Annotated in this window: 14 protein-coding genes; 3 read left to right on the forward strand and 11 right to left on the reverse strand. The window is 71.1% G+C overall.

Features of this window, described 5'->3' with window-relative positions:
- Positions 1 to 10: 10 nt before the first annotated feature.
- The 4 genes from pgl to HGN31_RS03835 form a co-directional block, all read right to left on the reverse strand.
- Positions 11 to 682, reverse strand: coding sequence for a 6-phosphogluconolactonase (gene pgl / locus HGN31_RS03820; protein ID WP_168782379.1), 672 nt, complete (start codon positions 680 to 682; stop codon positions 11 to 13).
- 15 nt (positions 683 to 697) lie between these two features.
- Positions 698 to 2,149 (reverse strand): glucose-6-phosphate dehydrogenase, encoded by a 1,452-nt coding sequence (zwf, locus tag HGN31_RS03825; protein ID WP_168782380.1) that lies wholly within the window; start codon positions 2,147 to 2,149, stop codon positions 698 to 700.
- Between the two features lie 119 nt (positions 2,150 to 2,268).
- Entirely contained in the window at positions 2,269 to 2,814 is a 546-nt protein-coding gene (locus HGN31_RS03830; protein ID WP_168782381.1) for an RSP_2648 family PIN domain-containing protein, read from the reverse strand.
- Between the two features lie 4 nt (positions 2,815 to 2,818).
- On the reverse strand, positions 2,819 to 4,018 hold the full coding sequence (locus HGN31_RS03835) for an RSP_2647 family RNA methyltransferase (RefSeq protein WP_168782382.1): 1,200 nt from the start codon (positions 4,016 to 4,018) through the stop codon (positions 2,819 to 2,821).
- Between the two features lie 248 nt (positions 4,019 to 4,266).
- On the opposite strand from HGN31_RS03835, the gene HGN31_RS03840 reads away from it, so the two are divergent.
- Positions 4,267 to 5,634 (forward strand): glutamate--cysteine ligase, encoded by a 1,368-nt coding sequence (locus HGN31_RS03840; RefSeq protein ID WP_168782383.1) that lies wholly within the window; start codon positions 4,267 to 4,269, stop codon positions 5,632 to 5,634.
- Positions 5,635 to 5,682: 48 nt separating this feature from the next.
- Here HGN31_RS03840 and HGN31_RS03845 read toward each other — a convergent pair whose 3' ends face one another.
- The 6 genes from HGN31_RS03845 to HGN31_RS03870 all read right to left on the reverse strand — a co-directional run bounded on the left by HGN31_RS03845 (position 5,683) and on the right by HGN31_RS03870 (position 8,982).
- Positions 5,683 to 6,096 (reverse strand): DUF2852 domain-containing protein, encoded by a 414-nt coding sequence (locus HGN31_RS03845; RefSeq protein WP_168782384.1) that lies wholly within the window; start codon positions 6,094 to 6,096, stop codon positions 5,683 to 5,685.
- Between the two features lie 102 nt (positions 6,097 to 6,198).
- A complete protein-coding gene (locus HGN31_RS03850; RefSeq protein ID WP_036701926.1) occupies positions 6,199 to 6,810 on the reverse strand; it encodes a TetR/AcrR family transcriptional regulator in 612 nt (203 codons plus the stop codon).
- An 11-nt stretch (positions 6,811 to 6,821) separates the two neighbouring features.
- A complete protein-coding gene (locus HGN31_RS03855; RefSeq protein WP_081962548.1) occupies positions 6,822 to 7,097 on the reverse strand; it encodes an HPr family phosphocarrier protein in 276 nt (91 codons plus the stop codon).
- On the reverse strand, positions 7,094 to 7,522 hold the full coding sequence (locus tag HGN31_RS03860) for a PTS sugar transporter subunit IIA (RefSeq protein WP_036701924.1): 429 nt from the start codon (positions 7,520 to 7,522) through the stop codon (positions 7,094 to 7,096). The genes HGN31_RS03855 and HGN31_RS03860 overlap by 4 nt, the downstream gene beginning before the upstream one ends.
- Before the next feature lie 42 nt (positions 7,523 to 7,564).
- A complete protein-coding gene (rapZ, locus tag HGN31_RS03865) occupies positions 7,565 to 8,467 on the reverse strand; it encodes an RNase adapter RapZ (RefSeq protein ID WP_244961194.1) in 903 nt (300 codons plus the stop codon).
- A 101-nt stretch (positions 8,468 to 8,568) separates the two neighbouring features.
- Entirely contained in the window at positions 8,569 to 8,982 is a 414-nt protein-coding gene (locus tag HGN31_RS03870; RefSeq protein WP_168782386.1) for an HPr kinase/phosphorylase, read from the reverse strand.
- Between the two features lie 172 nt (positions 8,983 to 9,154).
- On the opposite strand from HGN31_RS03870, the gene HGN31_RS03875 reads away from it, so the two are divergent.
- Both HGN31_RS03875 and HGN31_RS03880 read left to right on the forward strand, forming a co-directional pair.
- A complete protein-coding gene (locus tag HGN31_RS03875; RefSeq protein WP_168782387.1) occupies positions 9,155 to 10,750 on the forward strand; it encodes a phosphoenolpyruvate carboxykinase in 1,596 nt (531 codons plus the stop codon).
- 140 nt (positions 10,751 to 10,890) lie between these two features.
- Positions 10,891 to 12,201, forward strand: a complete 1,311-nt coding sequence (locus HGN31_RS03880) for a short-chain fatty acid transporter (protein WP_168782388.1) — start codon at positions 10,891 to 10,893, stop codon at positions 12,199 to 12,201.
- Positions 12,202 to 12,270: 69 nt separating this feature from the next.
- Here HGN31_RS03880 and lysM read toward each other — a convergent pair whose 3' ends face one another.
- Positions 12,271 to 12,861, reverse strand: coding sequence for a peptidoglycan-binding protein LysM (gene lysM / locus HGN31_RS03885; protein WP_168782389.1), 591 nt, complete (start codon positions 12,859 to 12,861; stop codon positions 12,271 to 12,273).
- Between the last annotated feature and the right edge of the window lie 48 nt (positions 12,862 to 12,909).

Genomic DNA, 12,909 nt, shown 5'->3' on the forward strand with positions numbered 1-12,909 from the left:
ATGGATGGGGCTACTCGGCCCAGTGGACGACGAGATCCTTCCAGAAGGCGCGGATCGGCGCCTCCTCGGGGGTGAGGGTCGCCACCCGCTCGAGCGCGGCGCGCTTGTCCGGCCCGGTGATCATCAGGAACGCCTCGGGCGCCGAGGCGAGCGCCGGCAGCGTCAGCGTGACGCGCGGCTCGCCCGCCGCGTCGGCGCGGACCGGCAGCACCGCCGGCGCTGCGAGGTCAAGCGCCGCGGCCAGTCCCTCGGCGCCGGGGAACAGGCTCGCCGTGTGCCCGTCCTCGCCCATCCCCAGCAACAGCACCGACAGCGGCAGCAGCGGCGCGATCCGCTCGGCCGCCGCCGCGGCCCCCGCCTCGGGGTCGAGCGTCTCGTCGTAGAGATCGACCAGCCGGGCCGCCACGGCGCCCTCGTCGATCAGGTTGCGGCGGATCAGCCGCGCGTTCGAGCGCGGATGATCGCCCGGCACCCAGCGCTCGTCGCCCGGCACCACCAGCACCCGGCCCCAGTCGAGCCGCGCCGCCGACAGCGCCTTGAACACCGGCACCGGGGTCGAGCCGCCGGGCAGGCACAGCACCGCCTGCTCGCAGGTGTTCAGCGCCATGCCCAGCGCGTCGGTGATGTCCTGCGCCACGGCCAGCGTCAGCGCCTCGCGGTCGGGATGTTCGATCAGCTTCATGGTCCGGTCTCGTCCTCAGGCCTTGATCTCGCGCCAGCGGCGCCCGTCGCGGTGCATCAGCCCCAACGCCTCGTCGGGGCCGCTGGTGCCGGGGTCATAGGGTTCGGGACGCGCCGTCGCGTCCTCCCACGCGGCGATGACGGGATCGGCCCAGGCCCAGGCCGCCTCGACCTCGTCGCCGCGCATGAACAGCGTCTGGTTGCCGCGGATCACGTCGGTGATCAGCCGCTCGTAGGCGTCGGGCATGTCCTTGCCCTCGGCTCCCAGCGCCTCGGCGAAGCTCATGTCCAGCGGCACCTGCACGAGGCGCATCCCGCCCGGTCCCGGCTCCTTGATGTTGACCTTGAGGTTCATGCCCTCGTTCGGTTGCAGCCGGATGACGAGCTCGTTGGTGCGCGGATCGCCGGCCTCGTCGAAGATCGAGTGCGGGGGTTCGCGGAACACCACCGAGATTTCCGAGGTGCGGGCCCGCAGCCGCTTGCCTGTGCGCAGGTAGAACGGCACCCCCTGCCAGCGCCAGTTGGCGATCCTGAGCTTGAGAGCGACGAAGCTTTCGGTGCGGCTCGCCTCGTTCTCGGCGTCGATCCGGTAGCCGGGCGTCTCACCGCTTGCGGCATACTGGCCGCGCACGATGTCGGTGGGGGGGACCGGCTCGAGCGCGCGGATCACCTTGAGTTTCTCGTCGCGCACCGCGTCGGGGTCGAAGTGGTAGGGCGGCTCCATCGCGATCAGGCAGACGAGCTGCATGAGGTGGTTCTGGACCATGTCGCGCATGGCGCCGGACTGGTCGTAATAGGCGCCGCGGCCGGCCACCCCCACCGTCTCGGCCACGGTGATCTGGACGTGGTCGATGTAATGCGCGTTCCACAACGGCTCGAACAGCATGTTGGCGAAGCGCACCGCCATCAGGTTCTGGACGGTTTCCTTGCCGAGATAGTGGTCGATCCGGTAGATCTGCCGTTCGTCGAAATGCCGCGCCAGCGTGGCGTTGAGCGCGCGGGCCGAGGCGAGGTCGCGGCCGAAGGGCTTTTCCACCACGATCCGCGCGTCCGGGCCGGCGATGCCGAAGCGGGCCAGCCGCTCGGCCAGCTCGCCGAAGAGCGCCGGCGCGACCGAGAAATAGAAGGCCTGCACCACCCCCGGCCGCATCCGCACGCCGAGCGCCTGCCACCCGGTGTCGCCCTTGGCGTCGATGGCGACGTAGGACAGCCGCTCGAGGAACGAGGGCAGCTCGGGGGCGTCGGCGCGGGTCGGGTCGAACTCGGCGATGGCGGCGCGGACCTCGGCGCGGAAGCCCGCGTCGTCCATCTCGGACCGGGCCGCGCCGATGATGCGTGCGGCTTCGGGGAACTGGCCGGCGGCATGGCGGCGGAACAGCCCGGGCAGGATCTTGCGGCGCGCGAGGTCGCCGGTCGCCCCGAAGATGACGAGGTCGAAGTCGTCGACCTGGATGAGCCGCGAGACCATGGGGTTCCTCTTGTCCTGCCCCCGTGGCTACGGGAGGGGCGGGCGCAGGGCAACCCCCGGGGGGCGGCGACGCAGAGTCGGTTGGCGCGAGGGTTGCGGGTGTTTGCGGGCCCGCGTGCTCAGTCGGCGCGGGCGAGCGCCTTGGCGAGCCGCGGCAGCCGGGCCCGCGCCATCAGCTCGCGCAGCGGCATCGGCCCGCCGAGCGCCTGCGCCTTGGCGTGGGCCGCGTGGACGGCCGCCGCGACGGGGTCGGGGTCGCGGCGCCAGAGGGTAAGCAGGAAGGCGTCGGGATGCTCGGCCGCGAGCCCCAGCGGCGCCAGCGTCCGGCGCGGAAAGTCGCGCAGGTTGGCGGTGACGATGAGCGGCGCGTAGGCCGCCAGCGCCGCCTCGGCCACGTGGCGGTCGGCGGGGTCGGGCCAGTCGAACCCTTCCGCCGCCATTCCGTCATCTGGAACGCTCGCCTGCGCATGGGCGCGGGTGAGAAGCGCGATCTCGGCCCCGGCCACCGCCTCGGCGTCGGCCCCGAGGCGGGCGGCGGCGTGGCGCCACTCGGCGAGGATGCGGGGCGACCAGACGGGCGTGTAGAGGCCGGCGTCGGCCACGCCGATCAGGATCTCGCGCAGGACGGTCGGGTAGAGCACGCAGGCGTCGAGGACGGCCTTCATCGCCTCAGCCGTCGAGCCGGAAGAACAGCGCCTTGAGATAGCCGCTTTCGGCCAGTTGCGGCAGCATCGGGTGGTCGGGGCCGGCGAAGCCCGTGTGGAGGAGCTGCACCCGCCGCCCGCCCCGCCCGATCCCGCGGGCCGAGGCGTTGCGGAACAGGTCGAGCGTCGCGGCATGGCTGCACGAGCAGAGGCCGAGAGTGCCCCCCGGCGCGACCAGCGGCGCGGCGAGGCGCGCGGTGCGCTCATAGGCCCGCAAGCCCGCCTCGAGTGCCTGTTTCGAGGGCGCGAAGGCGGGCGGGTCGCAGATCACCACGTCGAAGCGGGCGCCCTCGGCGGCCAGCGCCTCCATCACCGCGAAGGCGTCGCCCTGGCGGGTGGTGAGCCGCCCCTCGGCCCCCATCGCGCGGGCGCCGCCCTGCGCGAGCGCCAGCGCGGCGGCCGAACCGTCGACGCAGGTGGCGTGTGCCGCCCCGCCTGCGAGCGCGGCGAGGCCGAAGCCGCCGACGTGCGAGAACACGTCGAGCACCCGCCCGCCTCGGGCGAGCCGCTGGGCGAAGGCGTGGTTGGGGCGCTGGTCGTAGAAGAGCCCGGTCTTCTGCCCGCCGGTCAGGTCGGCGAGGTAGACCGCGCCGTTCATCGGCACCTCGACGGGCGCGTCGATGGCGCCGGCGATGACCTCGGTGCGCTCGTCCAGCCCCTCGAGCCCGCGGGCGCGGCCCGAGCCGTTCATCACGATGCGGGTGACGCCGGTGACCTCGGCCAGCGCGGCGGCGAGGTCGGGCAAGAGCCGGTCGGCCCAGGCGGCGTTGGGCTGGATCACCGCGGCGTCGCCGAAGCGGTCGATAACCACGCCGGGCAGGCCGTCGGCCTCGGCGTGAACGAGGCGGTAGAAGGGCGCGTCGAACAGCGTCTCGCGCAGCGCCAGCGCCCGGGCGAGCCGCGCGGCCAGCCAGCCGCGGTCGATCACCGCCGCGGGGTCGGCGTCGAGCATCCGGGCGATGATCTTCGAGTTCGGGTTGACCGTCGCCACCCCCAGCGGCGCCCGCTCGGCATCCTCGAGCCGGACGAGGCTGCCCGGCGCCAGCGCCTTGGTGCGGCGGTCGGTCACCAGCTCGTCGGCATAGACCCAGGGGAAGCCGTGGCGGATGGCCCGCGCGTTGGCCTTGGGCCGCAGCCGGACGGTGGGCAGGGTCTCGTCGGTCATGTCAGCCTCGTGTCGGGGTCAGGGCTGCTCCTCGCATATCCTTTGCGCGGGTCGCAACCGGCAGCGAGGCCGACGCGCAGCGGACCGGCCTGCCGGCCGGTGCCTCCGGCGGGGATATTTGGGTCCAGCCCGAGGCGGGGCGCGGCGCGCCCTGGGGGCCGGCGACAGGTCGCAGACGCGTGAGGTCACGGCTTGACTATGGGCAGGCGGCACGCCACCTCTCGCCGGCAACGAGTGCGAGGCCCCCGATGTCCATTCCCCAGCAGGGCGGCGGCCCGATCGAGCGGCGCGACCAGCTTGCCGCCTATATCGCCTCGGGCGAGAAGCCGCGCGAGGCCTGGCGGATCGGCACCGAGCACGAGAAGTTCGGCTTTCTCTGGGACACGCTCGAGCCGCTGCCCTATGACGGCGAGCGCTCGATCCGCGCCATGCTCGAGGGGATGCGCGACCGCTTCGGCTGGGCCGAGGTGCGCGAGGGCGGCAAGCTGATCGGGCTGTCGCGCGACGGCGCCAACGTGAGCCTTGAGCCCGGCGGGCAGTTCGAGCTGTCGGGCGCGCCGGTCGAGACGATCCACGAGACCTGCGCCGAGACCGTGCAGCATCTGGCCGAGGTGGCCGAGATCGCCGGGCCGATGAACGCGGGCTTCATGGGCATCGGCGCCGCGCCGATCTGGCGGCAGGACCAGATGCCGATGATGCCCAAGGGCCGCTATGCGCTGATGACCCCCTATATGCAGAAGGTGGGGACGCTCGGCACGCAGATGATGTACCGGACCTCGACCGTGCAGGTGAACCTCGACTTCGCGTCCGAGGCCGACATGGTCCAGAAGCTGCGGGTGGCGCTGGCGCTGCAACCCGTCGCCACGGCGCTGTTTGCGAACTCGCCCTTCCTCGACGGGCGCCCGAACGGGATGAAGTCGTGGCGCAGCCACATCTGGCAGAACTTGGACGCGGCGCGGACGGGGATGCTGCCCTTCGTCTTCGAGGACGGCTTCGGCTACGAGGCCTGGGTCGAGTATGTCCTTGATGTGCCGATGTATTTCGTCTACCGCGACGGGCGCTATATCGATGCGCTGGGGATGTCGTTCCGCGACTTCATGGAAGGCCGGCTGCCGGCGCTGCCGGGCGAATTGCCGACGCTGTCGGACTGGGCCGACCACATGACCACCGTGTTCCCCGAGGCGCGGGTCAAGAAATACATCGAGATGCGGGGCGCCGACTGCGGGCCGCTGAGCCATCTCTGCGCGCTGCCGGCGCTGTGGGTGGGCCTGTGCTACGACCAGGCGGCGCTGGACGGGGCGACCGAGCTGACCCGCGGCTGGACCCACGAGACCCGCGAGGGGCTGCGCCGCGCCGCTGCCCGCGACGGGCTGGCGGGTGAGCATGACGGGCTGCGGCTGAACGACCTTGCCCGCGAGGTGCTGGCGCTGGCCGAGGCGGGGCTTGCCGCGCGCGCCCGGCCCTCGGTCGACGGCGCGCCGGACGAGGTGGCGCATCTCGCGGTGCTGCGCGACCGGGTCGAGCGGGGGATGACGGGGGCGGACGATCTGCTCGCGGCCTATCACGGCGAATGGCAGGGCGACCTGACCCGCATCTACGCCGCCACCGCGTACTGAAAAGGGGGCGGTCACCCGCCCCCCGTTTCCGCATCAGGCGCCGGCCAATCAGGCGGCGGAGCGGTCCTTCATGAACTGGTCGAACTCGGCCTTGTCCTTGGCCTCGCGCAGCTTGGCAAGGAAGTCGAGGAACGCCGCGTGCTCATCCTCGAGCCGCTTGAGCGTCTCGGCGCGGTAGGCGTCGAAGGCGGCGTTGCCGGTCGGGCGAGCCGGATCGGCGCGGAAGCTGCGCGCGTCGGTGCGGTGGCGGCAGGCGAACATGCGATTGCTCCAGATCATGTAACCGAGAAGGGCGAGGCCGACGGGCCAGGCGAGGACGAAGCCCGCGATCACCGCCGCGATCCAGGCCGGCTTGCCGTGGTCGTCCAGCCAGTCGCGGATGCGGATCAGCGGGCGGGTCAGCGAAAAGCTCGGCTGCGGCGCGGGCAACGCGGCAGGCGAAGGGGCGTAAGGGTAGGACATCGGGCGCTCCATGCGAGGGATGTGAATGTTAATCACATTAACACAGATGGGAGGGCCGGGGCGCGCATCAATGCCCGGGGGTGAAATTATTTTGGGGGGCGCTCAGTCGGGGATGACGCCGAGGCCGCGCAGGTAGATCAGCACGCCCGACTCGAGCATCTCGGCCGCCGAGACGGGGGAGCGGGCGCCGGGGCGGCCGCGGCCGAAAAGCTCGACCACCCCGTGCGAGAGCGCCCAGATGTGGTTGGCTACCATCGACGGCGGCGGGCGCCGATCCGGCGGCAGGCGCTGGAACATCGCCGCGGCGGCGTGGGTCAGCGCATCCTCGGCGCGGTCGGCGGCGGCTGCCAGCTCGGCATTGCCTGCGATCGACAGGCCGGCCTCGAACATCGCCATGTAATAGCCGGGCTTTTCGGCCGCGAAGCGCAGATAGGCGTCGCCCATCCGCAGGAAGGCCGAGAGCGGCGAGGGGCGGCCGTCCCCGAAGGCGGCGGCGAGGCGGTCGGCGAACTCGAGGAACCCCTGCCGCGCGACCTCTTCGATCAGTTGCTCGCGGCCGGTGAAGTGGCGATAGGGGGCGGCGGCGCTGACCCCGGCCTGGCGGGCGGCCTCGGCCAGGGTGAAGCCCATCGGGCCGCGATCCTCGATCAGGCGCACGGTCGCCTCGACCAGCGCCTGCCGCAGGTTGCCGTGGTGATAGCTGTCGCGGGCCACGCGGCGCGGCCTTAGCGGCCTTCGCCGAAGTAGTTGCCGACCAGCGCCGCCAGCGCCTCCATCAGGGGCGCGGCCTCAGGGCCAGAGGTGGTCACGGTGATGGCGCTGCCGCGCGGGGCGACCAGCATCAGCAGGCCCATGATCGAGTTGCCCGCCACCAGCTCGCCGTCCTTTTCCACCATCGCGCGGGCGTCGAAGCGTTCCACCGTCTCGACGAACTTGGCCGAGGCGCGGGCGTGCAGGCCCTTTTCGTTGATGATGCGCAGCTCGCGCGTGAGCTCGGTCACGACACGGCCCGGCACGGCGGCGGGGCCTCGGCGGCCGGGTCCTGCGGGCTGTAGCAGTCGATGTACTTGCGCCCGGCTTCGGCCGCGGCCTCGGCCGCAGTGCCCACGTCGAGGTGGCGCAGCTTGGCGAGCTTGACCAGCATCGGCAGGTTGGCGCCGTAGAGGATGCGCCGCTTGCCCGCGACGCAGGCCGGCATCGACAGGTTCGAGGGCGAGCCGCCGAACAGGTCGGTGACGATCACGACACCGTCGCCGCTGTCCACCTCGTCGGCGGCGCGGGCGATTTCCATCTGCTTGGCGACCCTGTCGTGGTCTTCCTCGATGGTGACGGCGCGGATGCCGCCCTGCGGGCCCACAACGTGTTCAACGGCAGCCAGGTATTCCCGCGCCAGCCCGCCATGCGCCACGATCACGATACCGATCAAATCACATCCACCATCGGCCGATCTGCACCTCACGCCTGCGTCTCATGCCGATCCCTCGGCCGGCGCGCGCGCCGGAGCGGGTTCGGCGGAACGCGGCTGCGCCTCGCGCCGTTCCAGTTCCCGATGCCGTTTTGACACCTGCCACCCCTGCTCTGCAAGCGAGTCGGCCATCCGTTCGGCCAATGTGACGGAACGGTGTTGCCCGCCGGTGCAGCCGAAGCCGATCGCCAGATGCGCCTTGCCCTCGGCCACCTGCGCCGGCAGCAGGAACAGGATCAGGTCGCGCACCCGCTCGAAGAATTCGGGGTAGCGCGGGTCGGCGGTGACATGGGCCTGCACAGCGGGCGCCCGCCCGTCCTGCGCGCGCAGCCCCTCCACCCAGTGCGGGTTGGCGAGGAAGCGGCAGTCGAACATCATGTCGAGCCCGCGCGGCACCCCGCGCTTGTAGCTGAAGCTCTGGACCGAGACGGACATCCGCCCGCTGTCGGACAGGTCGAAGAGCCGCGCAAGCTCGCCGCGCAGGTCGTGCGGAGTGAAGTCCGAGGTGTCGAGCAGCACGTCCGCCCGCACCCGGATCGGCGTCAGCAGGTCGCGCTCGGCGGTGATCGCGTCGGTGGGCGAGCCGTCGGCGGCCAGCGGGTGGCGCCGCCGCGTCTCGGCGTAGCGGCGCACCAGCGTGTCGGTGGCGCTGTCGAGATACAGCACCTCGGGCGCGAAGCGGGGGTTGCGGGTCAGCGAATCGATCAGCTCGATCACGTTCGAGGCGGAAAAGTCGCGGTTGCGGACGTCGAGCCCCAGCGCCAGCGGCGCGGGCCGCGGCGGGCCGTCGAGCAGCCGCGGGATCAGCGACAGCGGCAGGTTGTCGATCGCCTCGAACCCCAGATCCTCGAGCACGTTGATCGCCGTCGAGCGCCCCGCACCCGAGGGCCCCGTCACCAGCACCAGCCGCTGGGCGCCCGGCTCCGGGGTGCCGGGTTCCGGGGTGCCGGTCGCCTCGCCCGAGGGCGTGCCGCCTGTCGTCTTGCCGTCCAATTCGAACCCTTCGCTCAGTCGCTGCGACCGCAGAGCAGCATCTGCCGCAGCGCAGCACCAAGATGTGGGCCGCGACCCCGCAAGGCAAGGGGAAGCGTCACCCCTGCCACCTCGGTCTGGCGCCACGGCGGCAGGCGCTCGGGCTCGTCCCGGCCCAGGTCCACGACCAGCGCGAGCGGCGTCGGGCCTGCCGGCACGGCGTTGAGGATGCCAACGCCGCGCGCCTCGATCCGCCCGCTGAGCGCAGGCGGGCAGTCGGCGATCACCGCCTCGCCGCGCCGGGTGACGCAAACCCGGTCGTCGGCGATCAGCCCTGCCCCCATCGCCATCAGCTGGAGCGCCAACGCCGACTTGCCCGACCCGGAGGGGCCCAGGATCAAGAGCCCCCTGCCCCCGATCGCCACCGCGCTCGCGTGCAGCGTCGTCACCGCCGGGAGCCCTCGTCCGACCGCCGCGCCTCATGATCTTGCGCGCCGCAGAGCCTGATAACGCTAAACGTTTCTGGTTGCGCTAACCGCCACCCCTGCCCGTCTTTCTTCATCCGACTGTCATGGTTATAGCACCCGCAGGCGACCCGGCCCGACCTCAAGGAGTTCCAGCATGACCCAGCCCCGCGTCAATCCGCAATGCAAGCTCGAGGACCAGGGCATCTCGGGGGTGGGTGAGGTGCACTACAACCTGCTCGAGCCGGCGCTGATCGAGGCGGCGATCCGCCGTGGCGAGGGGCACCTGGGCCTCGGCGGCGCGTTCCTCGTGACCACCGGCGCCAAGACCGGCCGCTCGCCCAAGGACAAGCACGTCGTCCGCACCGCGCTGACCGAGGACACCATCTGGTGGGACAACAACCGCCCGATGTCGCCCGAACATTTCGACGTGCTCTATGCCGATATGCTCGAGCACATGAAGGGCAAGGAATACTTCGTCCAGGACCTCTACGCCGGCGCCGACCCCGAGCAGCGGCTGGACGTGCGGGTGGTGTCGGAACTGGCCTGGCACAACCTCTTCATCCGCCACCTGCTGCGCCGCCCCGAGGGGGACGAGCTCGCGGGCTTCGAGCCCGACTGGACCATCATCAACTGCCCGAGCTTCAAGGCCGAGGTCGAGCGGCACGGCACCCGCTCCTCGACCGTGATCGCCATCAACTTCGACAAGAAGCTGATCCTCGTCGGCGACACCGAGTACTCGGGTGAGAACAAGAAGGGCGTGTTCACGCTGCTGAACTACATCCTGCCCGAGCGCGGGGTGATGCCGATGCACTGCTCGGCCAACCACGCGCCGGGCAACCCCGAAGAGGTGGCGATCTTCTTCGGCCTCTCGGGGACCGGCAAGACGACGCTGTCGGCCGACCCCTCGCGGGTGCTGATCGGCGACGACGAGCACGGCTGGTCGGACAAGGGCACCTTCAACTTCGAGGGCGGCTGCTACGCCAAGACCATCAACCTCTCGCCCGAGGCCGAGCCCGAGATCTACGCGACCACCAGCCGCTTCGGCACGGTGATCGAGAACATGGTGTTCGATCCCGACACGCTCGAGCTTGACTTCGCCGACAGCTCGATCACCGAGAACATGCGCTGCGCCTATCCGCTCGAGGCGATCTCGAACGCCTCGGAGACGGGGATGGCCGGGCAGCCGAAGAACGTCATCATGCTGACCTCGGACGCCTATGGGGTGATGCCGCCGATCGCCCGGCTGACGCCGGAACAGGCGATGTATCACTTCCTGTCGGGCTTCACCTCGAAGACCCCGGGCACCGAGGTGGGCGTGAAAGAACCGCAGCCGACCTTCTCGACCTGCTTCGGCGCGCCCTTCATGCCGCGCCGTCCCGAAGAGTACGGCAAGCTGCTGGCCGAGCGGATCGAGAAATCCGGCGCGACCTGCTGGCTGGTCAACACCGGCTGGACCGGCGGGCCGTTCGGCACCGGCCGCCGGATGCCGATCAAGGCGACCCGCGCGCTCCTCACCGCAGCGCTCGACGGGTCGCTGAACGAGGTCGAGTTCCGCCGCGACCCGAACTTCGGCTTCGAGGTGCCGGTGTCGGTGCCGGGCGTGGACGACGCGCTGCTGGACCCGCGGCAGACTTGGGCCGACGGCGCGGCCTATGACGCGCAGGCCGAGAAGCTGAAGGGGATGTTCCGCGAGAACTTCCGCCAGTACGAGGCCAAGGTGGACGACAAGGTGCGCGCCGCCGCCATCTGACGGCAGCACCCCGCGCGACGCTGACCGGGCCGCCCCTTGCGGGGGCGGCCCTTCGCATTCCGGGGGGTCCCGCGGTTGCCCTCCCCCGCCCCGCCCGGCAGTCTGGGCCCCGACAACGGCAAGAAGGGGAGGACTGACCGATGCTGAGATTCCTGGCGCGCCCGGCGACCCGGATGATGGAACGCTATCTGCCCGATGCGTTCATCTTCGTGATCGTGCTGACGCTCGTGGCCGGTCTGGCGGCGGTGCTGACCCAGCCGGTCACGCCGATGCAGGTGATCGTCGCGTGGGGCGACGGCTTCTGGCGCCTGCTCGAGTTCGCCATGCAGATGCTGCTGGTGCTCGTCTCGGGCTACATCATGGCCACGACGCCAGTGGTGCGCAGCCTGCTCGACCGGCTGGCCGGGCTGGCCGCCAGCCCGGCGGGCGCGATCGTGCTGGTTTCGCTCGTGTCGCTGGTTGCGTCGTGGATCAACTGGGGCTTCGGCTTGGTCGTCGGCGCGCTCTTCGCCAAGGCGCTCGCCCGGCGGGTGCGGGTGGATTACCGGCTGCTCATCGCCTCGGCCTACAGCGGCTTCGTGATCTGGCACGGGGGGCTGTCAGGCTCGATCCCGCTCACCGTCTCGACGCCCGGGCATTTCACCGAAGAGGTGATCGGGCTGATCCCCACCTCGCTGACCACCTTCGCGGGCTACAACCTGATGATCTGCGCGGCTCTGTTCGTGGCGATCCCGCTGGTCAACTATCTGATGATGCCGCGCCCGGACGAGACGGTGCTGGTCGATCCCGCCAAGCTGACCGAAGAGGACCCGCACGCCGAGCCCGCCCGCACCCCGGCCGAGGCGCTGGAACGCTCGCCGATCCTGTTGTGGGCGGTGGCGGTGCCGGGGCTGATCTGGCTCGCGCAGCATTTCATCACCAAGGGCGCGGTGCTGAACCTCAACGTGGTGAACTTTCTCTTCCTCTTCACCGGCATCGCGCTGCACCGCAGCCCGCGCAGCCTGCTCGCGGCACTCGACGATGGCGTGCGCGGCGGCGCCGGCATCGTCATCCAGTTCCCGTTCTACGCCGGGATCATGGCGATCATGACCCAGACCGGGCTCGCGGCGGCGCTGTCCGAGTGGTTCGTGTCCTTCTCGACCGCCCAGACCCTGCCGTTCTGGAGCTTCATCAGCGCCGGGATCGTCAACATCTTCGTCCCCTCGGGCGGAGGGCAATGGGCGGTGCAGGCGCCGGTGGTCGAGGCCGCAGCGCAGGCGCTGCAGGCCGACATGCCGCGGGTGGTGATGGCGGTCGCCTGGGGCGATGCGTGGACGAACTTGCTGCAACCGTTCTGGGCGCTGCCGATGCTGGGCATCGCGGGGCTGAAGCCGCGCGACATCATGGGGTTCTGCCTGATCCAGCTCGTCGTGACCGGCACTATCATCGGGCTGGGGCTGCTCTATCTCTGACGCGAAACGGGGCCCGCCGGGTGTGGCGGGCCCCGTAGGGGTATTCGGGCCAGACAGAGGCCGGCTCGCTCAGTCCTGCGGAATCCGCAGCTTCTGGCCGGGATAGATCTTGTCGGGGTCCGACAGCATCGGGCGGTTCGCCTCGAAGATCTCGCGGTAGCGGCTGGCCTTGCCGAGGTGCTGCTGGGCGATCTCGGACAGCGTCTCGCCCTTCTTGACCTCGTGGAACAACGGCTCGGCGGCGGGCTTGCCCTCGGGGGCGGGCGGCAGGTCGGCCTCGACCCGGGCAATGCCCTTGATGTTGCCCACGGCGAGGATCAGCTTTTCCAGCGTCTCGCGGTCGGCCCCGTGGCTGACGATCGTCACCGTGTCGCCGTTGAGGTGCAGCCGCACGTCGCCCGCGTCGAGGCCCATCGCGCGCACCTCGGCGTTGAGCGCGTCGAGCTTGCGCTGGGTGTCGGCGTCATGGGCGGGCGCGGCCTGCGGGGCCTGCTGCGGCTGGGCCTGGGGCTGTGGCTGAGGCTGCGCCTGCGGAGCGGGCTGGGCCTGCGGCGCGGGGTTGGCCTGCGGCGCGGGAGCGGGCTGAGCCTTGGGCTCGGCGGCCTCGGCGGTTCCGAACACCGACTTGCCGGCGTCCTTGACGAAATCCCAGAAACCCATGGGGCGATCCTTTCGGTTGCTTCGCCCCAACAACCCGTTGATCGCCAA

The sequence above is a fragment of the Paracoccus sanguinis genome (genome assembly GCF_012689545.1).
GTDB lineage: Bacteria > Pseudomonadota > Alphaproteobacteria > Rhodobacterales > Rhodobacteraceae > Paracoccus > Paracoccus panacisoli.

Coding starts and splice junctions, on each gene's coding strand:
- pgl (WP_168782379.1), bottom strand. CDS start 682: ATGAAGCTGATCGAACATCCCGACCGCGAGGCGCTGACGCTGGCCGTG.
- zwf (WP_168782380.1), bottom strand. CDS start 2,149: ATGGTCTCGCGGCTCATCCAGGTCGACGACTTCGACCTCGTCATCTTC.
- HGN31_RS03830 (WP_168782381.1), bottom strand. CDS start 2,814: ATGAAGGCCGTCCTCGACGCCTGCGTGCTCTACCCGACCGTCCTGCGC.
- HGN31_RS03835 (WP_168782382.1), bottom strand. CDS start 4,018: ATGACCGACGAGACCCTGCCCACCGTCCGGCTGCGGCCCAAGGCCAAC.
- HGN31_RS03840 (WP_168782383.1), top strand. CDS start 4,267: ATGTCCATTCCCCAGCAGGGCGGCGGCCCGATCGAGCGGCGCGACCAG.
- HGN31_RS03845 (WP_168782384.1), bottom strand. CDS start 6,096: ATGTCCTACCCTTACGCCCCTTCGCCTGCCGCGTTGCCCGCGCCGCAG.
- HGN31_RS03875 (WP_168782387.1), top strand. CDS start 9,155: ATGACCCAGCCCCGCGTCAATCCGCAATGCAAGCTCGAGGACCAGGGC.
- HGN31_RS03880 (WP_168782388.1), top strand. CDS start 10,891: ATGCTGAGATTCCTGGCGCGCCCGGCGACCCGGATGATGGAACGCTAT.
- lysM (WP_168782389.1), bottom strand. CDS start 12,861: ATGGGTTTCTGGGATTTCGTCAAGGACGCCGGCAAGTCGGTGTTCGGA.